Raw genomic sequence first — 25,711 nt, 5'->3', positions numbered from 1 at the left:
AAGCTGGATGGAACGGCCCCCGCCGCTTGCCCTGCCCCCCACTTTGGATCCTGATTGCCATCATGACCAATCATTCGCCCCGCCCCGTCAACCGCCAGAGCTACACCCAGTCGCCGGAATCGCGTGCGAGCCAGGCACGCGCCCTGGCCGGGCCGCCAAAGGGCGGCTTGCTCAAGACCCTCGGCATCGCCTGGCGCTTTCTCTTCGACAAACCCGCGGACACCCAGCCCGCCGGCCCGGTTCCGGTGCAAACGCTGACACAGGCTGACCTGCTCGCCGCGCCGGACAACACGGTGTTCCGGCTTGGGCATTCCACCGTGCTGCTGAAACTGCGTAACGCTTTCTGGATCACGGATCCGGTCTTTAGCGAGCGCGCTTCGCCGGTGCAATGGGCTGGCCCGCAGCGCTTCCATCAACCGCCGATCGGCATCGACGATTTGCCGCCCATCAAGGCGGTGATCCTCTCGCACGATCACTACGATCACCTGGACCGCGCGGCCATCATGGCACTGGCGGACAAGACCGAGCACTTCCTGACGCCGCTGGGCGTAGGGGATCGCCTGATCGACTGGGGGATCCACGCGGGCAAGGTGAGACAGCTCGACTGGTGGCAAACCACCGAGGTGGAGGGCGTGCGTTTTGTCGCTACACCGGCACAGCATTTTTCCGGGCGAACGCCGTTTGACGGCAACCGTACGCTGTGGGCGTCGTGGGTGATTCTGCACGCCGATCTGCGCGTGTTCTTCAGTGGCGACACGGGCTACTTCGACGGCTTCAAGCGCATTGGCGAGCGCTATGGCCCATTTGATCTCACACTGATGGAAACCGGCGCCTACGACGTGAACTGGCCCGCCGTGCACATGCAGCCTGAGCAGACCCTGCAGGCGCATATCGACCTGAAGGGCAATTGCCTGCTGCCGATTCACAACGGCACCTTCGACCTGGCCATGCACGCCTGGCACGAGCCCTTCGACCGCATCATCGCGCTGGCCGCTGCGCGCGGCGTTCCCGTCAGCACCCCGCGCATGGGCGAGGCCGTCAGCATCCTGCAAGCGCACAACGGGGATCGCTGGTGGCTGGACGTAAAGACGCGCCGCAACCGCAAATCGATGCCGCCCGCAAGCCCACGCATCGTCAACGAACAGCCTTGAGAAAAACAATGACCGCCCGGGCCGCCGAGGAGATTCCCGCGCTGGCGGCCAGACGGCTGGCCTGAGCCACGTCAAACTCACAATCGCATCACGGTGTATCATGGCTGCGTTGCAGGCTTCGCGCCTGCATCAGCGTTCTCAGGGCGGGGTGAAAGTCCCCACCGGCGGTGATGGCGATTTTTTCGCATAAGCCCGCGAGCGCCCGGTTCTCCTCGAAGTCTCCGAGAGCCGGGGTCAGCAGATTCGGTGTCACTCCGAAGCCGACGGTCATAGTCCGGATGAAAGAGAGCGCGATGTTTCTGTTCCCCGCGCCGTCTCCCGGCGCCGGGGGACTAAACTCGTGCGCCCTGATTCTGGTAACCCACTCTTCTGAAGAAGACCATGAATCAGTTAGTTTCTCCTGTCCAGCGCGACCACCGCGACCTCCAGGACACCACTCCCGTCAATCCGGCCTGGCGCTTTGCGTTTATCCATGCGCAATGGCATGCGGATATCGTGCATCAGGCCCGCGACGCCTTCCTCGCTGAAATGGCCGCGCGCGGCGTAGCGCGCGAGGCGGTGGACGTGATTGAAGTGCCTGGCGCGTTCGAGATCCCGCTGCATGCACGCAAGCTGGCGGACACCGGGCGCTATGCGGCGATCATAGCGTCGGGCTTTGTCGTCGATGGCGGCATCTACCGCCACGAGTTTGTCGCGGATGCCGTCATCAGCGGCCTGATGCGCGTGCAGCTCGATACGCAGGTGCCCGTGCTTTCCGCCGTGCTGACGCCGAAAAGCTTCCACGATCATGAAGACCACCGCAAATTCTTCAGCGAGCACTTCGTCGTGAAGGGCCGCGAGGCGGCACAGGCCTGCATCAAGACGGTGGAAAGCCTGAGCAAGCTGGTGGCTTGACCGGATCTGGCCCGCGCTAGGGCTCGGGGGCGCGGCGCGCATCTTCAGGGAATCAGTACGTTTCCAGATGCAGCCGCCCATCCTTCTTGAGCGCGGCGCCCACCGTGTCCCACGACAAACCCGCCTGCTGCGCCACGTCCCGCAAGGCCAGCACCACGCCCTCCTCCATGCTCTTGAGCCCGCAAACGTAGAAGCAGGTGTTCGGGTCCGCCAGCAACGGCCCCAGGTCGGCTGCGCGCTCGCGCATCACGTCCTGCACATAGCGCTTGGGCTGCCCCGGGGTGCGCGAGAACGCGAAGTTGATATCGATGAAGTCCTTGGGCAGGCTTTGCAGCGGGCCGAAGTAAGGCAGCTCCTCCTGCGTGCGCGCGCCGAAAAACAGCATCAGCTTGCCGCCCTCGAACTTGCCGGACTTGCGCAGCCGCCGGCGCCATTCCGTCATCGCGCGCATCGGCGCGCTGCCGGTGCCCGTGCAGATCATCACGATATGGGAGCGCGGATGGTTGGGCATCAGGAAGCTCGCGCCAAACGGCCCGATCACTTCCACCTTGTCACCCACCTGCAGGTCGCACATATAGTTCGAGGCGACGCCGCGCACCGGGTTGCCCTGGTGGTCTTCCAGCACGCGCTTGATGGTGAGCGAGATGTTGTTGTAGCCCGGCCGCTCGCCATTGCGCGGGCTGGCCAGTGAATACTGGCGCGCATGGTGCTGGCGGCCGCTGGCGTCCACGCCCGGCGGCACGATGCCGATCGATTGGCCTTCCAGCACCGGAAACGGCGCGGTGCCGAAGTCCAGCACGATATGGTGCGTATCGTAGTCGCGCCCGACCTCGGTGACGCGCGCATTGCCAACCACGGTGGCCGTGACGGAGCGGGCGGCGGCCTTGGCGCCATAGAGGTTGGTATAGGCGTGGGCGGCCGACCACGGCGGCACGGTGGCGCCGTACTGGGCACTGTTGAAGCCGCCTTCGCCGGTGACGGCCGCCAGCGATGACGCCGGGGCGGATTCGAGAACCGGCTCGGCATCCGCCGCCACGCCTTGCGCGGCAAGCTGCTCGGAGGAGAGTTCGTCAGGCAACGTGTCCCAGCCAAACTGCTCCACGATGCTGTAGGCCTTGGCGCGCGGCATGGTGCGCCAGTTGTCGATCGAGCCGGTCGGGCATGGCGAGATGCAGGCCATGCAGCCGTTGCACTTGTCCGCGTCGACCACGTAGTTGCGCGCATCGTGGGTGATGGCCGCGACCGGGCAGGTGGCCTCGCAGGTATTGCAGCGGATGCAGATCTCGGGGTCGATCAGGTGCTGCCTGATGACCTGGATGTCGGACATGTCCATGGCGAACTCCGGGGGTGATGCGACCCCTGTGGCCGGGGCCTTTTGCCGCAGGAGCCCACCGGGCCCCTGCCTTCTTGCGATTTTCGATTTCGGTTTTCGGTTTCGGCTTTCGACTCGCGGCGCTCAGTTGAAGCGCACGTACTCGAAATCCACCGGCTGGCGGTTGATGCCCATCACCGGCGGCGCGATCCAGCCGGCAAACTTGCCGGGCTCGACCACGCGGCCCATCAGGCTGGCCACATAGGCGCGGTCGGTCTCGCTAGGCAGCCACTGGTCGACATTGGCTTTCCACTCCGCGTCCGAAATCACCCGGCCATCCGGCGAGATCTTCACGCCGGAGAGCGCGCCGATATTGCGGTGGAAGGCTTTGTGCGGGACCTTCAGGCGCAAAGGGATGCCGGCCTTGTCGATCACGCGGTTCCAGCGCTCCACGCCGGCCACGCTGTCCTTGATGTAGTCGTCTCGCAGCACTTCGTTGAGCGCGTTGAGCATCGGCACTTCCTTTTCGATCAGCTGGCCGCCGCTGGCCTGCAGGACCTTGTAGGTCTGGCCCTTGAGCACGTGGTCGTCGGTGCGCTTGCCTTCTTCGTAGCGGCCCTTGAGGCCGGTGCTGTAGAAGGTCGCGGCGTTGCTCGACTCATCCGCGCCGAACAGGTCGATGGTCACGCTGTAGTGGAAGTTCAGGTAGCGCTGGATGGTCGGCAGGTCGATCACGCCGGCGGCGCGCAAGCGGGCCGGGTCGTCGGTCTTGAGCTCGTTCATCACCTGGCAGGTGCGCTGGATCACACGCGAGACGCCGCTCTCGCCCACGAACATGTGGTGCGCTTCCTCCGTCAGCATGAACTTGGTGGTGCGGGCGAGCGGATCGAACGAGCTCTCGGCCAGTGCGCACAACTGGAACTTGCCGTCGCGGTCGGTGAAATAGGTGAACATGAAGAACGACAGCCAGTCCGGCGTCTGCTCGTTGAACGCCTGCAGGATGCGTGGGTTGTCTTGCTGGCCGCTGCGGCGCTCCAGCAGCGCTTCGCCTTCTTCGCGGCCATCGCGGCCGAAATACTTGTGCAGCAGGTAGACCATGGCCCACAGGTGGCGGCCTTCTTCCACGTTGACCTGGAACAGGTTGCGCAGGTCGTACATGCTCGGCGCGGTCAGGCCGAGGTGGCGCTGCTGCTCCACCGATGCGGGTTCGGTATCGCCCTGCGTGACGATGATGCGGCGCAGGTTGGCGCGGTATTCGCCGGGCACGTCCTGCCAGGCGTCTTCACCCTTGTGGTCGCCAAAGTGGATCTTGCGGTTGGCCTCGGCGGGGTTGAGGAAAATGCCCCAGCGATAGTCCGGCATCTTCACGTGGCCAAAGTGCGCCCAGCCTTGCGGGTCGACGCTGATGGCGGTGCGCAGGTAGATATCGAAATCCTGCGAGCCGTCCGGCCCCATGTCGTTCCACCAGCTCAGGTAGTTGGGCTGCCATTGCTCGAGCGCGCGCTGCAGCGTGCGGTCTTCACTGAGGTTGACGTTGTTGGGGATCTTGTCGCTGTAGTTGATGCTGGACATCATGGTCTCCGGGCTGGCTATGCGTTGGATGCGGCGGATTCGGGTTCGGATTCGGCTACTGGTTCGGCTTCAGGTGCGATATCAGAGATCTCAGCAATATCGGCGATGTCAGGTCAGACGCGGTTCCAGTCGAACGCGGCCTTGTCGCCCTTGCCGTAGACCTTGAGCGCACCCTTCTCGCCCACTGCGTTGGGGCGCTGGAAAATCCAGTTCTGCCAGGCGGTGAGCCGCCCGAAGATGCGGGTGAACATGTTCTCCTGGCCGTTGAAGCGCAGGTTGGCCTCCATGCCGGTGAGCGCATCCGGCGACATGGCCGCGCGCTCTTCCAGCGCGATGCGCACTTCATCGGTCCAGTCGATGTCGTCGGGGTTGGCGGTAACCAGGCCCACCGCGAATGCGGCGTCGGCGTCCAGCGGCTGGCCCGCCTTGGCGCGCACCGCGTCCAGCGCCGGTTGCTCGTCGTAGAAGCGCCGTCCCAGACGGCTCTGCCCGGTCGCCATCGGGTACAGCCCGAAGTTGGTCTCGGCCACGGTGATCTTGGGCGCGCGCGCCTCGTCGTCCGGCAGCGCCAGGTGGTAGCTGCGGTCGCACGCCAGCGCCAGCTCCAGGAAGGTGCCGGCAAAGCAGGAACCCGGCTCGATCAGCGCGAACAGGCTGCGCGAGGACACATCCAGGCGGGAGAACGTGCGGCGCAGCAGGCCGATGGTTTCGCGCACCAGCCAGTGATCCTGGTTGGCCAGCAGCGTGGCGTCCATGGCCAGCACGTTGGCGGCGTCGCCGTCGGTCTTGATCAGCCAGGTGCCGATATCCAGCTCGTTGGTGCGCATCGACAGGATGGCGTCTTCGAGTTCGCGCGCCAGCTGCAGCGGGTACCAGGCGGCGCCGGCCTCGGCAATGGCGGCAACGCTGGTCGGCTGCGTGGCGGATGGGCCCTGCACGGTGAAGGTAGCCTTGCGGCCCGCGCGGTCGATCTCTACGGTGACGTGGGTGTAGCGCAGCGCGTCGGCTTCGAGCGTGCGCGCGAGCGGGGTCAGCGCCACGCCGCTGGCGTCGGCCGGGCGGTCGCTCTGCGCGGCCAGGGCCTGGGCGCGCTCCTGCACTTTTTGCGCAAAGACGGCGGGCTTGGCAATGTCGTCCACCAGGCGCCAGTCCTTGGCGCGCTGGCCGCGCACCCCTTCGGTGGTGGTGCAGAAGATATCCGCGAGATCGTGGCGCACGTGGCGCTTGTCGGTCACGCGGGTCAGGCCGCCGGTGCCGGGCAGCACGCCCAGCAGCGGCACTTCGGGCAGGCTCACGGCGGAGGAGCGGTCGTCGACGAGGATGATCTCGTCGCAGGCGAGCGCCAGCTCGTAGCCGCCGCCGGCGCAGGCGCCATTGACCGCGGCAAGGAACTTCAGGCCGCTGTGCTTCGACGAATCCTCCAGCCCGTTGCGCGTCTCGTTGGTGAACTTGCAGAAATTCACTTTCCAGGAATGGCTGGAGACACCCAGCATGAAGATATTGGCGCCGGAGCAGAACACCTTGTCCTTGCCGCTGGTGACCACCACGGTGCGCACCTCGGGATGCTCGAAGCGGATGCGGTTGACCGCATCGTTGAGCTCGATGTCGACGCCGAGGTCGTAGCTGTTGAGCTTGAGCTTGTAGCCGGGACGCAGGCCGGCGTTTTCATCGATGTCTACCGCCAGCGTGGCAATGGGGCCGTCGAAGGTCAGCTTGAGATGCTTGTACTGGGACGGATCAGTCTGGTATTCGACGCGGGGGGCGGTAGTCATGGCTGTGTCTCCTCAGCGATGAAGCACAATAGTGCATGGATTGGGTGTTGGTTAACGAACTATAGTTCATATAACAAAACCCAGTCAAGCAATATTGTGCACCTATACGTCAAGGAGTCAGAGCGGCAGTTGCAGTGCGTAGCGCACGCGCTCCCGCAGCGTCAGGAAGGTGGGTTCGAGCGGCTCGGCGCTGGTGTCGACGCTGAACTCCGCCTTGGAATAGAAGGCCGCGCGGCCGGCCAGGATGTGGCGCAGGTCTTCCATGGCCTCCTTGCTGGCGGCCATCGGGCGGAAGTCGCCCTGGGCGCGCACGCGGTTCATGTGATCTTCCGGGCTTGCCTGCAGCCACACCGTGGTGCAATGGGCCAGCAGCAGGTTGAAGGTGGCAGGGTCGGACACAAGGCCGCCGGGCGTGGCGATCACCGCTTCAGGATAGATCTGGATGGCTTCCTCCAGCGCGCGCCGCTCATAACGGCGGTAGGCGTTCATGCCATACAGGCCTTGGATTTCCGAGATGCTGCAACCGGCGAACTTCTCGATCTCGCGGCTGAGTTCCACAAAGGGAAAGCCCAGGTCCTCGGCCAGCATGCCGCCCAGCGTGGACTTGCCGGCACCGCGCAGCCCGATCAGCGCCACGCGCGGGCTGCGCGCGGCGTTGCCGCCGCCGGTGCCGAGCATCTCGCCCACGGCAATGCGCACGCGGCGCAGCGTGCCTTCGTCGCGGTGTTCCAGCAGTTCCCGGATCAGCAGCCATTCCGGCGACGAGGTGGACACATCGCCAAGCAATTCGGCCAGCGAACAGTGCAGCGCCGAGGCGATCTGCAGCAGCACCAGGATGGAAGCGTTGCCGCTGCCGTATTCCAGGTTGGCCAGGTGCCGCTCCGAAACGCCGGCAGCCTGCGCCGTGGCCTTGCGGGTCAGGCCCCGGCGCGAGCGGAGCTCGCGCACGCGCTCGCCCAGTGCGACGAGAAAGGCGTTTTTCTCCACTCCGGCGGCTTCCGCTGCGCTGCCGTTGCCTTGCGCGGTGTCGGCGTCCTGCTCATCAGGCGCCTCCCGCGTTAACCCGGTAACATGCAATATAGTGCTTGACATGGTTTCTCGGTGGCTCTATGTTTCACACATGCACAATAATGCATGAAGCGCGGGTATGCAACCCGGCTGAGTCCAACGGAGCCCCTTCCATGTCCCCCACCGAACTCCGCGAGCAGATCGCGCGGCTCACGGCCCGCATTGCCGGGCGCCCACTCGATGCCGCCCTGGATACCTGGCTGAATGCCGAGCATGGCGTAGGCAGCACGACCTACAGCGAACTCAAGGCAGCCTGCCTGGCCGGCGTGGCCGAGGGCTGGCTGTGCGACCGCGAAGGCGGCGGCATCCGCTATGGCCGCATCTTCAAGCCGGCCGAGGACCTGCACGGGTTCTCCGTCGACGTGGTCGACATGCAAGACATCGCCGGGCCGCATCACACACACCCCAATGGCGAGATCGACCTGATCGTGCCGATCGACGCCACCGCCGAGTTCGACGGCCGCCCCGCCGGCTGGCTGGTCTGCCCGCCGGGCAGCGCGCACCGGCCCACTGTCAGCCACGGCCGCGCGCTTGTGCTCTACCTGCTGCCCGACGGCCGCATCGACTTTACCCGCTGAGATTCCCTTCATGACCGAACTGCTCCCCAACTATCTTGGCGGCCGCTGGCAAGCCGGCTCCGGTGCCGGCGCGACGCTATCCGACCCTGTACTGGGCGAGGCGCTGGTGCGCGTGGACGCCACCGGGCTCGACCTTGCCGCCGGCTTCGCCTTTGCGCGCGAACAAGGCGGCGCCGCGTTGCGCGCCATGACCTACCGCGAGCGCGCCGCCATGCTGGCCACCATCGTCAAGATCCTGCAGGCCAACCGCGATGCCTATTACGAGATCGCCACCGCCAACAGCGGCACCGTGCACAACGATTCCGCCGTGGATATCGATGGCGGCATCTTCACGCTCGGCACCTACGCCAAGCTCGGCGACGCGCTGGGAGAGCGGCGCTACCTGATCGACGGCGATGCCGCGCGGCTCGGCAAGGATCCGCTATTCCAGTCGCAGCACGTGCTGGTGCCCACGCGCGGCGTGGCGCTATTGATCAACGCCTTCAACTTCCCGAGCTGGGGCTTGTGGGAAAAGGCCGCGCCGGCACTGCTGGCGGGCGTGCCCGTGATCGTGAAGCCCGCGACGGCCACCGCCTGGCTGACCCAGCGCATGGTCAGGGACGTGGTGGACGCTGGCGTGTTGCCGCCCGGCGCGCTGTCGGTGGTGTGCGGCAGCGCGGCCGGACTGCTGGACCAGTTGCAGCCGTTCGATGCGGTCTCCTTCACCGGATCGGCACAGACCGCCGCGCTGATCCGCTCCCATGCGGCGGTGACGCAGCGCTCGGTGCGCGTCAATATCGAGGCCGACAGCGTCAACTCGGCCCTGCTGCTGCCCGGCGAAGCCGCCGGCAGCGAAGCGTTCGATCTGCTGGCCAGGGAAGCCGCGCGGGAGATGACGGTCAAGTCCGGGCAGAAATGCACGGCCATCCGCCGCATCTTTGTGCCCGAGGCGCTGTATGGCGCTGCCGCCGATGCCATCGGCGCGCGGCTGGCCAAGATCACCGTGGGCAATCCCCGCCATGAAACGGTGCGCATGGGCGCGCTGGTCAGCCGGGCGCAACTCGAATCGGTGCGCGAAGGGCTGGGTTACTTGCAAGCGCAGGCCGAGGTATTGCACGACGGCGCGCTGCACGCGCTGGTCGATGCCGATCCGGCCGTGGCCTGCTGCGTCGGGCCCACGCTGCTGGGTACGCGCGATGCGGACGCTGCCGATCGTGTGCACGACACCGAGGTGTTCGGTCCCGTGGCCACGCTGGTGCCCTACCGCGATAGCGCCCACGCACTGGCGCTCGTGCGCCGGGGCCAGGGCTCGCTGGTGGCATCGCTCTACGGCAGCGATGCCGATGCGCTGGCCAAAGCCGCGGTGGAACTGGCCGACAGCCATGGCCGCGTCCACGTGATCTCACCCGAGGTTGCCCAGCAGCATACCGGCCACGGCAACGTCATGCCGCAATCGCTGCACGGCGGCCCGGGCCGCGCGGGCGGTGGCGAAGAGCTGGGCGGCTTGCGCGCGCTGAATTTCTATCACCGGCGCAGTGCCGTGCAGGCAAGCACCAGCGTGCTGGCACAGCTCTAACGCACCGCCAGCTCCGCCAGCACCGCCACGGCAAACCCACCAGAACACCGATCCATCGATCCATCGATCCATCGGTCCATCGATCCATAGAGACGGGGAGACAAGCATGACAGCCGAACCACAAGTCCAGCCACCCGGCACGCCGTTCAACTTCGCCCAGCACCTGATCGCGTGCAACGCGCAGCGCCCTGGCAAGACCGCCTACATCGACGACCACGGCGCGATGCGCTACGGCGAGCTGGCCGAGCGCATCCGCCGTGTTGCCGCCGCGCTGCAGGCCAGCGGCATCCATCGCGAAGAACGCGTGCTGCTGCTGATGCACGATGGCAACGACTGGCCGGTGTGCTTCCTCGGCGCGATGTATGCCGGCATCGTGCCGGTGGCGGTCAACACGCTGCTCACCGCCGACGACTACGCCTATATGCTGCAGCACAGCCGCGCGCAGGCCGTGCTGGTATCGGGCGCGCTGCTGCCCGTGCTGCAGCAGGCCATGGCCCAGGGCGGCCATGAAGCCGGGACCGTGATCGTCTCGCAGCCCGCCGGCCCGCTGCCCGATGGCATGATCGCCCTCGAAGGGTGGATCGGGCGCAACGCGCCGCTAGCCGCGCCGGCCAGCACCGGCCCCGATGATCCCGGCTTCTGGCTCTATTCGTCAGGCTCCACCGGGCGCCCCAAGGGCGTGCTGCACAGCCAGGGCAACCCATACTGGACCGCCGAGCTCTATGCCAAGCCGGTGCTCTCGCTGGGCGAGGCCGACATCTGCTTCTCGGCCGCCAAGCTCTACTTCGCCTATGGGCTCGGCAATGCCCTGACCTTCCCGCTGAGCGTGGGCGCCACAGTCGTGCTGATGGCCGAGCGGCCAACCCCCGAGGCCACGTTCAAGCGCTGGCTGGACCATCAGCCGACCGTGTTCTTCGGCGCACCGACCGGCTATGCGGGCATGCTCGCCGCGCCCGGGCTGCCCGCGCGCGAGCAGGTCTCGCTGCGCTTGTGCTCCTCCGCTGGCGAGGCCTTGCCCGCCGACCTGGGTGAACGTTTCACCGCGCATTTCGGCTGCGAAATCATCGATGGCATCGGGTCCACGGAGATGCTGCATATCTTCCTGTCCAACCGCCCCGGGCAGGTTCGCTACGGCACCACGGGCTGGCCGGTGCCGGGCTATGCGGTGGAACTGCGCGACGAAGACGGCCACGCCGTGCCCGACGGCGATGTGGGCGACCTCTATATCCAGGGGCCGAGCGCAGCGCTGATGTACTGGGGCAACCGGGAAAAATCGCGCGAGACCTTTCGCGGCGGCTGGACCAAGAGCGGCGACAAATACGCGCGCAACGCCGACGGCAGCTACAGCTATGCCGGGCGCAGCGACGACATGCTCAAGGTCAGCGGCATCTATGTCTCCCCGTTCGAGGTGGAGGCCACGCTGGCCCAGCACCCCGCGGTGCTCGAAGCCGCCGTGATCGGCGTGCCAGACCTGGCTGGCCTCACCAAGACCAAGGCGTTCGTGGTCCGCAAGGCCGGCGCGCAGGTCAGCGAAGCGGAGCTGAAAGCCTTCGTCAAGGAACGGCTCGCGCCCTACAAATACCCGCGCGTCATCGAGTTCGTTGCCGCGCTGCCCAAGACGGCCACGGGCAAGATCCAGCGCTTCAGGCTGCGGGAGATGGAAGGCGCACCGGCCTGACAAGCAAAGCAGCAGCACGCCAGCGCCCGACGGTGTAACAAGCGCCCGCCCTCTCCCACAAGCGGGAGAGGGGAGCCAACCATCGGCAAGATCAACCAACTGGTGTAGCCGTGATTCCCGCCCAAGGGCGGGAATCACCCAAACGCGATGCGAAGCGAGCCGTCAAGGTTTACCTAGGCCGTATGGGGCGCCTCGGGATTCGGCGAAAAGAGCGGAAAAGAGGGACCCATGTCTGAGTATCGCCTTAAGGCGATGCGAGTTTGGGTCCCGGCCGCTCTTTTCGTCGAAGCCCGAGGAGGTAGTCGCCCCATCCGGCGCGCCTTCTTTGCCTACTTTCTTGGCAAGACAAGAAAGTAGGTCGCCGCCCCGCAGGGGTGGTGAAACTGCCTTTGACTTTGACGTTCAGCAGTTGCAACCCCACCAAACGAAAACAAAACACCCAAATCCCAAAAGGGCCAAAAGGACCAAAAGGAGACACCCCATGCCCCATATCGACATCCACAAACTAGCCGACGAAGCCCGCTTCAACCGCTTCCACGCCCAAATCCTCCTCTGGTGCGCCCTCATCATCATCTTCGACGGCTATGACCTGGCCGTGGTCGGCATCGCGCTGCCATCGATCATGAAGGGCATGGGCGTGGACGCCACCAGCGCCGGCTTCATGGTCAGCGCCGCGCTGTTCGGCATGATGTTCGGCGCGATCTTCATGGGCACCGTGGCCGACCGTATCGGGCGGCGCCGCGCCATCGCCATCTGCATCCTGTTGTTCAGCGTCTTCACCGCGGCGGCCGGCTTCACCAGCGATCCCGTGACGTTCAGCGTGACGCGTTTCCTGGCTGGCCTGGGCATCGGTGGCGTCATGCCGAACGTGGTGGCGCAGATGACCGAGTACTCGCCGCGCAAGATTCGCGGGACCATGGTCACGCTGATGTTCAGCGGCTACTCGGTGGGCGGCATGCTGGCCGCGCTGCTGGGCAAAGGCCTGATTGAAAGCTACGGCTGGCAATCGGTCTTCCTTGCCGCCGGCCTGCCGGCGCTGCTGATCCCGGTCATCCTGAAGTCCTTGCCGGAGTCCATGCCCTTCCTGATCAAATCGGGCCAGGTCGATGCACTCAAGCACATCGCCTCCCGCCTGGAACCAGGCTACCGGCCCCAGCCCGGCGACCAGTTCGCGCTGCCCGCCGGCGACAAGGCGGGCGACGCGCCCATTGGCAAGCTGTTCCAGGACGGGCGCGGCTTTTCCACGGTGATGTTCTGGGTGGCGTTCTTCATGTGCCTGTTCATGGTCTACGCGCTCAGCTCCTGGCTGGCCAAGATGATGGCCGGCGCAGGCTATAGCCTGGGCTCGGCGCTCACCTTCGTGCTGGTGCTGAACTTTGGCGCCATGATCGGCGCCATCGGCGGCGGCTGGCTGGCGGACCGCTTCAATATCAAGTACGTGCTGGTGGGCATGTACGCCCTGGCCGCGGTATCGATCACGCTGCTGGGCTACCCGGTGCCCACCGCGCTGCTGTTCGTGCTGGTGGCACTGGCCGGCGCATCGACCATCGGCACGCAGATCGTCACCTACGCCTATGCCGGGCAGTTCTATCCGATGGCGGTCCGCGCGACCGGCATTGGCTGGGCGTCGGGCATCGGACGCAGCGGCGCCATCCTGGCGCCGATCGTGATCGGTGCGCTGGTGGGCATGTCGCTGCCGCTGCAGCAAAATTTCGTGGCCATCGCCATTCCGGCGGTGATCGCGATGATGGCGGTCTTGCTGATCGATCATCGGCGTTCGGCTTCGGCGCAGCATGGCGAGGGCAAGACGGAGCATGTAGCTCCCATCGCGCTGGTGGCAGGGTCGCACACTACATCGTAAGGGAACGCGCGGCGCAAGCGCCGTCGCGAATGCACTTACGGGTAAGATCGCGATTCGCTCCGACCTGCCCGGTCGCGGGGCGCATCCCGAAAGTTCATTCAAATCCACAAACAATGACCCCTTTTCGCGGAAAGCTTCGGACGCGCCATCTGGAGATCATTCTCTCCGTCGCGGAACTTGGAAACCTGTCCAAGGCCGCCGAGCAATTGCACATGACGCAGTCCGGGCTCTCGCGGGCGGTTGCCGAGGTCGAGGAGATCGTTGCCGGGAAGCTGTTCGAACGATCCGCGAAGGGCATGATGGCCACCGCGCTCGGGGCCGCGATGTGCCGCCATGCGGCCCTGCTCCTGAGCGACTTCCACAAGGCCGAGGCGGATCTGGGTGCCATCGCCCGGGGCGATCTCGGCAACATGATCCTGGGCTGCTTCTCGATGTTCAGCCGGTGGCCGCTGGCGGAGGCCATTCTCCTGTTCCGGCAGGCGAATCCGCGCGTGGAGATCACGGTGGAAGTCGGATCGCACGAGGCCCTGATCGAGAAACTGGATGCAGGCGCGATCGACCTGCTCATCAGCCGCGCTCCGAGAAGCCAGAGCGCGGAAACCTACCGGACCGCCGCGCTGGTGCATGACGGCATCGTGCTTGCGTGCGCACCGGATCATCCGCTGACCAGACTGACCAGGCAGGATGTCGATATCGCGACGTGCATCCGGTACCCCTGGATCTCCGCGCCACCAGGCAGCATCCTTCGGGAAATGCTGGTGCATGAAATCCGGGAAGCCGGTCTCCCGGCGCCGGAAATCGTGGGCGCGCTCTCGCTGGAACTGGGGCGCGAACTGATGTCGCACGGCCACTTCCTGTGGCAACTCCCGGAAAGCGCTGCACGCTTCATGGCCGCGCGCGGCGAGATCAGCATCCTCCCGCTGTCGTTCAACCTCAGTCTTGGCCCGCTGTCGGCCATCTGGCGGCGCGACCGGACCAGCACGCGGCAGACACGCAGCTTTATCCTCAGTCTGCGGCGCGTCGTCGAATCCTCCTGGGACGCCGGCAGCCACTGAGCCTCCGGCTTGCCCCATGCGCGGGCAATCGGACGCCCCTTGGAAATCATCCGCATCGCACGGGTGCCACGGCGTTTTCCCGTGCCGTGGCCCGCGTCCGCCACGCTTTTTCACCTGCCTCGAAGCGCCGGCACGGGCCATGCGACCTACGCATGATGCTTCTCAAATTCGTCATGCCTTGCCGCTCCACCTTCGCTCTACCATCGGTATCGGTCACAGGCTAAAGACATCGCCCACGCGGCAAGTCCTCGCCGGATATCAGAGAGATCGCCACCTTGTTCTGCTGAGCGCTCCAACCGAAACCACGAAAAGAGGAAGCAATGAGGAAGAACGGCTGCAGGTCTGCCATCACGGGAAGTGCATTTCCACGAGTTCATCTGCGCCAGCTTTTCCTGGCAAGCCTGGCAGCAACCGCGCTGGGCTGCGCGGCCAGTGCATCGGCCGCGCAGCCCGACGGTGTCTCACTCAGCGGCCTGGTAACGGCGGGCCCCACGGTGACGTCGAATGTCGGAGGGGCTTCCCGCTATGGCGTCGACTCCGGCCCATACCGGCCCAACTACATTGCCATGAACGGATCCGAGACGTTGTCGCCGGACATGGCGGCGTACTTCAGGCTGGCCGGCCGGTTCTTTGCGGATAACGGCCAGACGGTCGGGCAGCTCTTCAACACCAATGCGATCGTTGGCCTGCGCGGCTCGCTGGGCGACCTCGCCCTGGGATACACGCGGGACTTCATGTTCGATTTCCTGACGATCCCCGGCTTCAGCGGCTCATGGTTCGGCGGCATCTGGGGCAGCCCGCAGGGGCCGTTCCTGAATTTTGGCGGCATCTATAGCCCGGCTCGCGCGGGTTCGTTCGACGCCGACCGGACCAACGGCGAAGCACTGGCCAACGCGGCCAAGTACACCAGGCAATTCGGGCCGCTCAAGCTCGGCGCGATGTACGCCCTCGGCGAGCGCACCAGTTCGATCAACGACGGAAGCACCTATAGCCTCGGCGCACTCTACGAAACCCCGCGCTATGGCGCCGCCGTCGCCTATACGGATTTCAGGGATAGCAGCACGCCCACCAGCCGCGCGCACTTCCAGACGATGGGGCTGGGGGCGAAGTGGAACATCGGCGAGTCGACGATTGCCGGGTCTTACACCCGCGTGAGAAACGCGCTCACCAATGGCGCGATCGACACGTTCGGCGCCGGCTCGACCGTGCCTGTGGGCGATAGCTACACGATCAACCTCCACTACCAGTACATGAAGGGCAACGCGGCGCTGCAGGGCCGCTACGCGCATCAGGTCCTGCTGAAACTGGACAAAGCGCTGTCGCTGAGAACCCACGTCTACCTGCAAGCCGCGTTCCAGAAGGCGGGGGGCACCGCGGACGCCAAGGCCTTTATCAACGGCGCTGCCGGCCCGTCGGACAGCAACAAGCAAGTCCTGTCCGGGCTCTTTGTCGAACACGCATTCTGAGCGGGACACGCGCCTACCATGAAGAACCCCCCATTGCATGTCGATCCCCTGGACATCTCCCAGGTGATCGACAACATCCCGCCCAATCGACACCGCCGCCGCATCATCGCCATCTGCTTTGCCGTGGTTGCGCTCGAGGGCTTCGATGCAGCCATCATTGGATTCATTGCGCCGCAGATCGCCACGCACTTCGGCGCGCAGCCGGCCGAAATCTCCGCAGCCATCGCAGCGGGCATGTTCGGGCTGCTGTTCGGCTATATCACTGCGGGAAGCGTTGCCGATATGCGCGGCCGAAGGCCTGTGCTCGTGGCCGGCACGCTCGCGTTTGCGCTAGCCACCCTCGCCTCTGCGTTCAGCGCGTCGCTATTCCAGCTGGTGGCATGGCGATGCATGACCGGCGTGGGCGTCGGCGTGGCGATGCCTGCCGTTGCCGCGCTGCTGGCGGAATTGCTGCCCGCCCGCCGGCGCGCATCCGCGCTCTCCGGCGTGTTCTGCGGGTTCCTGTTCGGTTCTGCCGCGGCCGGCTTCCTGACCGGGCATCTGATCGACAGCATCGGCTGGCAGGGGCTGTTTCTCCTCGGGGGCATCGGGCCGCTGCTGCTCGTTCCCGCCATCCTTGCCCTGTTGCCCGAGTCGCCAGCATTCCTGGTCCAGACCGGGGCCGGTTCGGGCCGGGTATGCGCCGCCCTGGCCAAGCTGGGCGCGCCCCAGCCTGGCGCAGCGATGTTCAAGGCCCCCGCGCTGCCGAGCGAGATCACGAAGGGCAGCGTGGCGCAGCTCTTCAGCACGCAGTACCGGTCAACCACGGTGCTGCTCTGGCTGCTGATGTTCCTGATACTGGGCAGCTTCTATGTCATCGCAAGCTGGCTCCCGACCTTGATAAGGAGTACCGGGGAAAGCGTTGCCATGGCCTCCAGGACGGCGTCCCTGTTCCAGTTTGGCGGCCTGGCCGGCGCAATGGTGGGCGCCTTCGCCATCCGGCGCATCGCGCCGCTGCATTTTGTCGGGATCGCCTTGCTGACCGGTGCCGCCAGCCCGCTTCTGATCGCCTCGCCTGATGCCACGGCAGGGTACGCCATCGCCGTGTTCTGCTCGGGCTTCCTGATCAGCGGGCCCATCGTCGTGCTCAACGCCGTCGCGGTTGCGGCCTACCCCACGCAGATACGTTCCGTGGGCGCGGGCTGGGCCAGCGCGCTCGGCCGCGTGGGATCGCTGGCGGGCGCGGGCTCTGTCGGGCTGTTGATCAAGTCCGGCGTGGCACTGCCCGAGATCATCGCCGCTGTCGGCGGCACGGTGCTGGTGTGCGCCGTGATCGTACCGTTCCTTATCCGCAAGTTGCGTGAACCTGGAGTCTGATCCAATGCCTGTCAAAGAGAAATCCGTTGTGGTGTCCTTGTCGATCGGCGCCATCCGTGGCGAGGCGTCCGATGGCATCTTTGCATTTCGCGGAGTGCCTTATGGCGAGCGAGCCCATCCCGGGAGCCGGTTATCCGAGGTGACGCCGCCGTCCGCATGGACTGGCGAACGCGATGCCACCGCGCTCGGCGCGGTCTTCCCGCAAGCGCCTTCGCGCCTGGCTACGGTCATGGGCAACGGCATCGACCGCAACCCGCAATCCGAAGACGCGTTCCTCCTCAATGTGTGGGCGCCGCACGATGCGGAGCGCCGGCCAGTGTTCGTGTTCATTCATGGCGGCGGCTTTCTCACCGGCGGTGGCACCGCTGCCTGGTATGACGGCGAGCGCATAGCCAGGGAAAGCGGCATGGTCGTGGTCACGGTCAACTACCGGCTTGGCGCGCTGGGCCATTTCACCGATGCCAGCGATGCGCGCGGCGCCAATCGCGCCGTTCGCGACCTGATTCGCGCCCTGGAGTGGGTGCAGGAGCATATCAGCCGGTTTGGCGGCGATCCGGCGCGCGTCACGGTTGGCGGCCAGTCGGCCGGGGCCTACTACGCCTGGTTGCTTGGCGTCAGCCCCGCGTCGAAGGGGCTGCTCCATCGGAACGCCATGTTCAGCCTGCCGGCCTTGCCGCCGCTGTCGCCGCACGACGCGTATCGCACGAGCCTCGCGTTGCTCGACGCCGCAGGCGCGCAAGACATCGGCGCGTTGCCGGTCAATGACATCCTTGCCGCGCAAAGCCAGTTGATGCGGGCGCGCGCCGGTTTCGGTGAAATCTCGGTCGGCTTCCGGCCGGTGGCAGAAGAAGGCCTTGTCCCCGACTGGCTCCTCGACCTGCCGCGTGCGGCCAGGCAAGCGCACGTGTCAGCGTCCCTGCTAGGCTTTACGGCTGACGAGAGTACCGCCTTCATGGCGGCCGCGCCCGAGGTGGTGAACGCCTCGGAGCAGCAGGTCATGGCTTGGTTCGAGACCAGGTTCGGGGGGGCCGCGATGAAGCACTACGCGGCCTTTGCCGCCGCGCGTCCTGCCCACACGCCATACACCCAACTGGTCGATGCAAGCGGATACGGCCTGTTCGGCGCCGCGGCGCGCGAGATCTCCAGCGCGCTCGCCAGCGCGGCCAAGCCTGTCTATCCATACCGGTTCAGCGTGCAGAGCCGCGTGCCAAACCTCATGAGCCCACACTGCCTGGAACTGCCCTTCCTGTTCGGGAACCGCGGCGACTGGCTTGATGCGCCCATGATTGCAAATATCCCTGAAGAGACATTCGAGAACGTGGGCGCCGCATTCCGCCTGGCCATATCCAGCTTTGTCACGGCGGGCAAGCCAGCCACGCTGTCTGGCGCTGCGTGGCAGCCCTTCGATGTCGCCGCGCCGGGCATCGCGGACATCGAGGATGCCGGCATCTCCTGGAAGCCGTGGCATCCCTTGCTTGCCACTTAGTGCCAGCCATGCGCCGGCTCGGGCATTGAGAAGGCCTGAAATCAGCGGGCCAGCCGTGCACCCGGCCACATCCGCACCGCCAGCGCCCCGATAGCCGTCGCGGTCGACAACAGCGTCACCGCCATCCAGCCCCAGCGCGCCAGCAGCACGCTGCCCAGCGCGGCGCCGGCCGCCATCCCCACGAACATGCCGACAAACAGCACCGCATTGAGGCGGCTGCGGGCGCCAGGCTCGATGCCGTAGACGATGGTCTGGTGCGCGACCAGCGTAATCTGCACACCGAGGTCAAAGCCCAGCGCGCTGGCGCCAATCAACCACAGCCGTGCGTGCGGTGCGAGCAGCGGCGAGAGCAGCATCCCGGCGAACGAGATCGCGGTCAGCGCAATGCCCAGGCGGGTGACGAGCTCCGGGCCCTTGCGGTCTGCCAGGCGGCCCGCCAGCGGTGCGGCGAGCGCGCCGGCGGCACCGGCCAGGCCGAATGCGCCAGCCGCCGCGCTGCCCAGGTGGAACGGCGCGCCGTGCAGCATCACGGCAAGGGTCGACCAGAATGCGCTGAAGCCAACCGACAGCAGCCCCTGCGACAGCGTCGCCCGGCGCAGCGCGCCGTGCTTCTGCCACAGCTTGCCGAGCGAGCCCAGCAGCGCGCTGTACGCAAGATGGGTGGTGGGCTTGAAGCGCGGCAGGCCGCGCGCGGCCACCACGCCGATCAGCGCAATGCTGGCCGCTGCGATCACGAACATGATGCGCCAGCCGAAGTGCTCGGCCACAAACCCGCTGAGCACGCGCGAGAGCAGGATGCCGAGCAGCAGCCCGGTCATCACGGTGCCGACGACCTTGCCCCGGTGCGACTCGGGCGCCAGCGTGGCGGCGGCCGGCACGATGTCTTGCGCCATCGTCGCGGCCAGCCCGATCGCCAGGCTGGTGGCCAGCAGCAGCCCGATGCCGGAGGCGGCGCCGCTGGCCAGCAGCGCGACGCTGAGCACGGCGGCCTTGGCCAGGATGATGCGCCGGCGGTCGTAGCGGTCGCCCAGCGGGGCCAGCAGCAGGATGCCCAGCGCATAGCCGAGCTGCGTGAGCGTGGGCACCAGGCCGACCGCCGCATCGGAGGCGCCGATGTCCGGGCCCAGCACGCCGAGCATGGGCTGGCTGTAGTACAGCGACGCCACCGCCAGGCCGGCGCCCGCGGCAAGCAGCAGGACCAGCCGAGCGGGCAGGCCGGTGGCAGGGGAATCCGCCGTGTGCGCGGTGCGCGCGGCAGCGGTGGTATGCGCAGCTTGAATGGAAGACATTGCGTTAGCTCTCAGGTGGAAAACATGGCTGGAGTTTGCCGGTGGCCCTCGGCACGTGGTAGTACTACACTTCGCACAATGGCTATACGCCAGACGCATGACCAATGGCCGCCATGCCGGAAACCATGAAAACCCAGCCCTCCGCCCCTGCCGCTCCAGCCCCAGTCGCTCCAGTCACCCCCTCCACGCCTTCCGCCGACCGCGTCGAGCTGATGCAGACCTTCGTGCGGATCGTCGAGGCCGGCAGCCTGTCGGCGGCCGCCGCGCAACTGGGCACCACCCAGCCCACCATCAGCCGCCGCCTGCAAAGCCTGGAGCGCTCGCTTGGCCTGCGCCTGCTGCAGCGCTCGACCCATGCGATGAAGCTCACCGAGGATGGCGAGCGCTGCTTCGGGCGCGCCAAGGAGCTGGTAGCGGGATGGGAGGCTTTCGAAGCAGACCTGCGCGGCGCCGGTGACGAGCCCGAAGGCACGCTGCGGGTCGTGGTGCCGCATGCCTTCGGGCAGCAGCAGCTGGTGGGGCCGCTGGCGGAGTTCCTGCGCCGTCACTCGCGGGTGACGGTGGAGTGGCTGTTGTATGACCGGACACCGGAGTTCATTGCCGACGGCATCGACTGCGCCATCCACGTTGGCGAGGTGAGCGACCCGTCGGTGGTGGCGATCCGGCTTGCCGAGGTGCCCCGCATCGTCGTTGCCGCCCCTGCCGTGCTGCAAGGCTCGGCGATGCCCTCGCACCCGAACGAGCTGGCCATGCTGCCCTGGCTCTCCCTGCGCACCTTCTATCGCAACGAGGTGACGCTGACCCATGCGGTCACGGGCGAGAGCCAGCGGCTGACGTTCCGCCCGCGCATGGGCACCGACAGCCTGTATGCGTTGCGCAGCGCGGCGGCGCTGGGACTGGGCGTGGCCGTGGCGTCGGCCTGGCTGATGGCCGAGGATATTGCGCAGGGCCGGCTGCTGCACCTGGTGCCGCAGTGGCAGGCATCCTCGCTGCCGATGTACCTGATCTATCCCTATGCGAGCTTTTATCCGGCCAAGCTGCGCCGCTTTGTGGAGACGATGCGGCAATGCGTGCCGGCGACCATGGCAGGCTGATTGCGCCACCCGGAACAAGCATTCCCCGTCGGGTGTCGAACCCAGTAGGTTCGTCCCGGAACGGGAGGTTGCAATGCGTAAAAACCTGTGCCTTGCCGCCGTGGCACTGTTTAGCATCCACGCGCTTGCCACGCCGCCCGGCGCTCGCCTCTCCGTCTCCTTCCTCAACCCGGAAAGCTACACCGACGCCGCATACAGCCACGCGTACGCCAGCGAGAAGGATCTCGCCACCGTGGAGCACGATATCAGCCAGCACCTGGAGCGCCTGGCCGGGCGCAAGCTGCCGTCGGGCGACACGCTCAGGATCGAGGTGCTCGACATCGACCTGGCGGGCCGCTTCGAGCCACTGCGTTTCCACGGCCAGGACGTGCGCGTGGTGCGGGACATCACCTGGCCGCGCATGACGCTGCGCTACACCCTGAGCCAGGGCGACCAGGTGCTGGCCAGCGGCGAAGACCGGCTCGTCGACATGAATTTCTTGATGTCGGTCAACACCTACAGCAGCAGCGACCCGCTACGCTACGAGAAGGCCATGCTGGATGACTGGTTCGACAAGCGCATCGTCCAGCGCGTCGTCGAGCATGCCAACTAGCACACCAACGCGCACGTCATCGAGCACGTCATCGAGCACGTCATCGAGCGATAGCCAAAGTCCGGAGCCACCCCGGCGCCATCAAATCTCGTCGGGCACCCGGTCCAGGTCCTTCATCCACACCACGGACTCTGAATCGCTCGGTGCCCGCCAGTCTCCGCGCGGCGACAGCGAGCCGCCCGACCCCACCTTGGGCCCGTTCGGCACGCACGAGCGCTTGAACTGGCTGGTCCGGAAAAAACGGTCGAGGAAGATGCGCAGATTGCGCTTGATGTCGGCCAGCTTGTACACGTTGCGCACCACGTCCAGCCCGTCAGGCCAGTTGCCCTTGTCGCGCTCGCCCCATGCGCTCAGGGCAAGAAAGGCGATCTTGGTCGGCGTAAAGCCGAACCGCAGCGTGTAGTACAGGTTGAAATCCTGCAGCTCATACGGACCGATGAAGTTCTCGGTCTTTTGCTGGGGCGCGTCGGCGGAGTCGCCCGGCACCAGTTCCGGGCTGATCTCCGTGCCAAGCACGTCGAGCAGCACGTCCGAGCCGGCATTGCCGATCTGCCCGGTCTCCGCCACCCAGCGGACCAGGTGCGAGATCAGCGTCTTGGGCACGCTGCCGTTCACGTTGTAATGCGACATGTGGTCGCCCACGCCATACGTGCACCAGCCCAGGGCCAGCTCGCTCAGGTCTCCGGTGCCGATCACGATGGCGTGGCTGTGATTGGCGAAGCGGAACAGATGGTTGGTACGCTCGCCGGCCTGTACGTTCTCGAACGTGACGTCGTACACCGGCTTGCCGGACGCGTAGGGATGGTCGAGGTCCTTGAGCATCTCGACGCAGCTTGGCCGGATGTCGATCTCCTTGGCCACGCAACCCACCACCTCCATCAGCTTGCGCGCCTGGAGCAGCGTGCGGTCACTGGTGGCAAAGCCCGGCATGGTGATGCCGATGATGTTGGTGCGCGGCAGCTTCAGCCGGTCCATGGCCTTGGCGCACACCAGCAGCGCGTGCGTGGAATCCAGCCCGCCGGAGACGCCGATCACCACCTTGGAGATGCCGCTGGACGACAGCCGCTGGACCAGCGCCTGCACCTGGATGTTGTAGACCTCGCTGCAGCGCTCGTCGCGCCGCCGCGCGTCGGACGGCACGTAGGGGAACCGCTCCACCGTCCTGCGCAGCGGCAATGGCTTGTCCAGCGCCAGGTTCATGGCGAAGGGGATCACCTTGAACTTCGCCACCTCCGCGCTATGGCGCCGCACCGAGTGGCCGAACGTGGTCTGGTGCATGCGCTCGCGCGACAGGCGCTCAAGGTCGACATCCGCAAAGGTCAGGTGCGAGCTGTCCGCAAAGCGCTCGGACTCCGCCAGCAGCTCGCCGTTCTCGTAGATCAGCGCCTGCCCGTCCCACGCCAGGTCGGTGGACGACTCGCCCTTGCCCGCCGAGCTGTACAGGTACGCCGCCAGGCAGCGCGCCGACTGCTGGCTGACCAGCTGATGCCGGTAGCCGGACTTGCCGATCACGATGTTGGAAGCCGACAGGTTCACCAGCACGGTCGCGCCCGCCAGCGCCGCGAACGACGACGGCGGAATCGGCACCCACACGTCCTCGCAGATCTCCACATGGAAGCGCAGGAACGGCACGTCTTGCGCCTCGAACAGCAGGCCGGCGCCAAAAGGCACCTTGCTGCCGCATAGCAGCACCTCGGTGGCTACCGCGCTATCGGCGGAACTGAACTGGCGCGCCTCGTAGAACTCCCAGTAGTTTGGCAGGTAAGTCTTGGGAACCACGCCAAGGATGCGCCCGCCGGCTACCACCGCCGCGCAGTTGAACAACTGATGCTCGACCCGCAGCGGCAGCCCCACCACCAGCGTCGCGGCAATCGACTTCGACGCAGCCACGATCGCGGCAAGGGCCGCCTCGCAGGCGTCGAGCAAGGCGCGCTGATGGAACAGGTCGTCGCAGGTATAGGCGGACAAGCCCAGCTCCGGAAAGGCCACCAGCGCCGCGCCCTGGCTGGCGGCATCCCTGGCCAGCGCGATCGTTTCGGCGGCATTGAAGGCCGGATCGGCCACGCGGCACACCGGCACGCCCACGGCCACGCGGGCAAAGCCATGGGCGTAGATATTGAGGAACGGGTTCTTCGTGTCAGACATGTCAAATCATCCTTGCACTGCGCGGTGCAGCGCTTGCGGCGCAAGCCGGGCGGGGAAGTAGGTTGTGCGGTATATGGCGCAATTCTACGACGCGCGCGGCTGGCGGTGCTGGAGTGTGTTCGGATGAGCCGGGCACAGCGATGCAGCGCGCTCGCTAAAGCGGAGACACGAAATGCCGGACCCTGGGCGCCGCCGGCCCCAGGTGCAGCGCATGGACGCGGGCCTGGATTGCCTTGTCGTTCACACTGAAGCGCTCATGCTGGCGCAGATGCTCCAGCCACGACTCGATGACGAACGTCTCCACATAGCGCCCCGGCTCGTCCATGTCCTCGAACAGATTCCATGACAGCGCCCCGCCCCGCCGGCGCACGCGCCGCAACTCGCGGGCGGCGGCATGGAACGCAGCGGCATTGGCCTTGTCGACGTAGTACTCGACGCTGATCATCACGGGGCCGCGGTCGCCCGCGGTCTCGTCAAGCACCGGCGCGCCCGCAAGATGCGGCGACGGGGTGAGATCGAGGTCGGGAGAATCGGCCAGCCGCCAGCGCATGGCCAGCGCGGCGGCAAGCAACATGCCCGCGCCTGCCACCTGCAGGGCCGGCGCCGTGCCTTGTAGCGAGGCAACCTGTCCCCATACCGCGCTGCCGGCCGCCATCGAACCAAAGAAGACAAGCAGGTAGACCGCCAGCGCCCGCGCCTTGACCCACCCGGCGGCGCTGCGCTGCGCACCGCCATTGAGCACGGACAGCACCACAATCCACGCCAGGCCTGCGAACAGCAGCACGATGGCGATCAGGGCGAAGCGCTTGATGCCCGACATGGCGAACAAGGCCAGCGCAAAGATCACACTGGCGCCCAGCACCAGCCAGTCGGGCGAGAGCATCTTGCGCAAGCGCGGCAGCATCAGCGCGCCGCCGATCGCGCCGGCGCCCACGCACGCCAGCAGCAGCCCATACCCGCCGGGGCCCACCGCCAGTTCCTTGCGCGCTACCAGCGGCAACAGCGCCCAACCGGCGCTGCCGAAAGCAAAGAACGCCACCGCGCGAACCAGCACCACCTGCAGCACTGGCGCCGCCTGCACGTAGCGCAGGCCCGCCCGCACGGCCTGGAAGAAATGCTCGGGCGGCAGGCGCCGCGTGGCCTGCGCGGGCTGCCATTGGTAGATCACCCACAGCACGCCCACCACCGATACCGCATTCAGGAGGAACACGGCAGGTGGGCCATACAGGGTCAGCACGACGCCGCCCAGGGCGGGCCCGATCGCCCGGCTGATATTCACCCCGAGCGAGTTGAGCGCCACCGCCGATTGCAGCTCCGGCTTGGGCACCAGGTCCGGCACGATGGCCTGGAATGGCGGCGCGCTCATCGCCGCGCCGGTGCCAAGCAAGAAGGTGGCGACCAGCAAGACCGCCGGCGTTACCAGCCCGGCCAGCGCCAGCAGGCCCAGCACCGTCGCCACCACCAGCATCCAGGCCTGGGCAAACAGCAGGTATTTGCGCCGGTCCACGATATCGGCCAGCACGCCGGACGGCAGCGCAAACAGGAACATCGGCAGCGTGGTGGCGGCCTGCACCAGCGCCACCATCAGCGGCGACGGGCTGACCGACGTCATCATCCAGCCGGCGCCCACATCATGCATCCAGGTGCCGATATTGGAGACCAGCGTGGCTAGCCAGACGGCCCGGAACACCTTGTTGCGCAAGGGGCTCCACGGCCCGCCCGCAGGCTCCCCCAGCGCGGTGCCGGAGAGTTCCTGACTCATTTCAGCTCCAGGTCCGGTGACGCCG

At 66.5% G+C, this 25,711-nt stretch carries 19 protein-coding genes and 1 riboswitch; of the genes, 12 read left to right on the top strand and 7 right to left on the bottom strand.

Annotated features, from left to right (window positions below):
- The first annotated feature begins 62 nt into the window (after positions 1-62).
- The gene (locus ACX12D_RS32125) at positions 63-1,151 is read left to right on the top strand and encodes an MBL fold metallo-hydrolase (protein WP_459375021.1); all 1,089 of its coding nucleotides are present in this window, start codon (positions 63-65) and stop codon (positions 1,149-1,151) included.
- A 130-nt stretch (positions 1,152-1,281) separates the two neighbouring features.
- A riboswitch (FMN riboswitch) is annotated at positions 1,282-1,445 on the top strand.
- 87 nt (positions 1,446-1,532) lie between these two features.
- Entirely contained in the window at positions 1,533-2,045 is a 513-nt protein-coding gene (locus tag ACX12D_RS32120) for a 6,7-dimethyl-8-ribityllumazine synthase (RefSeq protein WP_459375020.1), read from the top strand.
- A 52-nt stretch (positions 2,046-2,097) separates the two neighbouring features.
- Here the strand turns inward: ACX12D_RS32120 and boxA are convergent, their stop codons facing one another.
- From boxA to ACX12D_RS32100, 4 genes are all read right to left on the bottom strand, one after another.
- Positions 2,098-3,378 (bottom strand): benzoyl-CoA 2,3-epoxidase subunit BoxA, encoded by a 1,281-nt coding sequence (boxA, locus tag ACX12D_RS32115; protein WP_441640047.1) that lies wholly within the window; start codon positions 3,376-3,378, stop codon positions 2,098-2,100.
- Between the two features lie 123 nt (positions 3,379-3,501).
- Entirely contained in the window at positions 3,502-4,929 is a 1,428-nt protein-coding gene (gene boxB / locus ACX12D_RS32110) for a benzoyl-CoA 2,3-epoxidase subunit BoxB (protein ID WP_183033871.1), read from the bottom strand.
- 113 nt (positions 4,930-5,042) lie between these two features.
- A complete protein-coding gene (gene boxC / locus ACX12D_RS32105; protein WP_459375019.1) occupies positions 5,043-6,701 on the bottom strand; it encodes a 2,3-epoxybenzoyl-CoA dihydrolase in 1,659 nt (552 codons plus the stop codon).
- Between the two features lie 117 nt (positions 6,702-6,818).
- On the bottom strand, positions 6,819-7,793 hold the full coding sequence (locus tag ACX12D_RS32100; protein WP_459375018.1) for a helix-turn-helix transcriptional regulator: 975 nt from the start codon (positions 7,791-7,793) through the stop codon (positions 6,819-6,821).
- An 89-nt stretch (positions 7,794-7,882) separates the two neighbouring features.
- Between ACX12D_RS32100 and ACX12D_RS32095 the strand changes: the two genes are divergently transcribed.
- The 8 genes from ACX12D_RS32095 to ACX12D_RS32060 all read left to right on the top strand — a co-directional run bounded on the left by ACX12D_RS32095 (position 7,883) and on the right by ACX12D_RS32060 (position 18,804).
- A complete protein-coding gene (locus ACX12D_RS32095) occupies positions 7,883-8,347 on the top strand; it encodes a DUF4863 family protein (protein WP_459375017.1) in 465 nt (154 codons plus the stop codon).
- Positions 8,348-8,357: 10 nt separating this feature from the next.
- Positions 8,358-9,902: a 3,4-dehydroadipyl-CoA semialdehyde dehydrogenase gene (locus tag ACX12D_RS32090; RefSeq protein ID WP_459375016.1), complete on the top strand. Its 1,545-nt coding sequence runs from the start codon at positions 8,358-8,360 to the stop codon at positions 9,900-9,902.
- Positions 9,903-10,008: 106 nt separating this feature from the next.
- Positions 10,009-11,580: a benzoate-CoA ligase family protein gene (locus ACX12D_RS32085; RefSeq protein WP_459375015.1), complete on the top strand. Its 1,572-nt coding sequence runs from the start codon at positions 10,009-10,011 to the stop codon at positions 11,578-11,580.
- A 481-nt stretch (positions 11,581-12,061) separates the two neighbouring features.
- Positions 12,062-13,441: an MFS transporter gene (locus tag ACX12D_RS32080; protein WP_459375014.1), complete on the top strand. Its 1,380-nt coding sequence runs from the start codon at positions 12,062-12,064 to the stop codon at positions 13,439-13,441.
- Between the two features lie 113 nt (positions 13,442-13,554).
- Entirely contained in the window at positions 13,555-14,496 is a 942-nt protein-coding gene (locus tag ACX12D_RS32075; protein WP_459375013.1) for a LysR family transcriptional regulator, read from the top strand.
- 320 nt (positions 14,497-14,816) lie between these two features.
- Positions 14,817-15,962 (top strand): porin, encoded by a 1,146-nt coding sequence (locus ACX12D_RS32070; protein WP_459375012.1) that lies wholly within the window; start codon positions 14,817-14,819, stop codon positions 15,960-15,962.
- An 18-nt stretch (positions 15,963-15,980) separates the two neighbouring features.
- A complete protein-coding gene (locus ACX12D_RS32065) occupies positions 15,981-17,318 on the top strand; it encodes an MFS transporter (protein ID WP_459375011.1) in 1,338 nt (445 codons plus the stop codon).
- 4 nt (positions 17,319-17,322) lie between these two features.
- Positions 17,323-18,804, top strand: coding sequence for a carboxylesterase family protein (locus tag ACX12D_RS32060; protein ID WP_459375010.1), 1,482 nt, complete (start codon positions 17,323-17,325; stop codon positions 18,802-18,804).
- Positions 18,805-18,845: 41 nt separating this feature from the next.
- On the opposite strand, the gene ACX12D_RS32055 is transcribed toward ACX12D_RS32060, so the two are convergent.
- Positions 18,846-20,093: an MFS transporter gene (locus ACX12D_RS32055; protein WP_459375009.1), complete on the bottom strand. Its 1,248-nt coding sequence runs from the start codon at positions 20,091-20,093 to the stop codon at positions 18,846-18,848.
- 125 nt (positions 20,094-20,218) lie between these two features.
- On the opposite strand from ACX12D_RS32055, the gene ACX12D_RS32050 reads away from it, so the two are divergent.
- On the top strand, positions 20,219-21,187 hold the full coding sequence (locus tag ACX12D_RS32050; protein WP_459375008.1) for a LysR family transcriptional regulator: 969 nt from the start codon (positions 20,219-20,221) through the stop codon (positions 21,185-21,187).
- A gap of 73 nt (positions 21,188-21,260) precedes the next feature.
- Entirely contained in the window at positions 21,261-21,779 is a 519-nt protein-coding gene (locus tag ACX12D_RS32045) for a DUF3016 domain-containing protein (RefSeq protein ID WP_459375007.1), read from the top strand.
- An 81-nt stretch (positions 21,780-21,860) separates the two neighbouring features.
- On the opposite strand, the gene ACX12D_RS32040 is transcribed toward ACX12D_RS32045, so the two are convergent.
- Together ACX12D_RS32040 and ACX12D_RS32035 are read right to left on the bottom strand one after the other, a co-directional pair.
- Positions 21,861-23,924, bottom strand: coding sequence for an NAD(+) synthase (locus tag ACX12D_RS32040; RefSeq protein WP_459375006.1), 2,064 nt, complete (start codon positions 23,922-23,924; stop codon positions 21,861-21,863).
- Between the two features lie 154 nt (positions 23,925-24,078).
- Entirely contained in the window at positions 24,079-25,686 is a 1,608-nt protein-coding gene (locus tag ACX12D_RS32035; protein WP_459375005.1) for an MFS transporter, read from the bottom strand.
- Between the last annotated feature and the right edge of the window lie 25 nt (positions 25,687-25,711).

This window comes from Cupriavidus sp. PET2-C1 (assembly GCF_054515855.1).
Note: the sequence above shows the minus strand (reverse complement) of the source record. Positions and strands in the feature narration are given on the sequence as shown.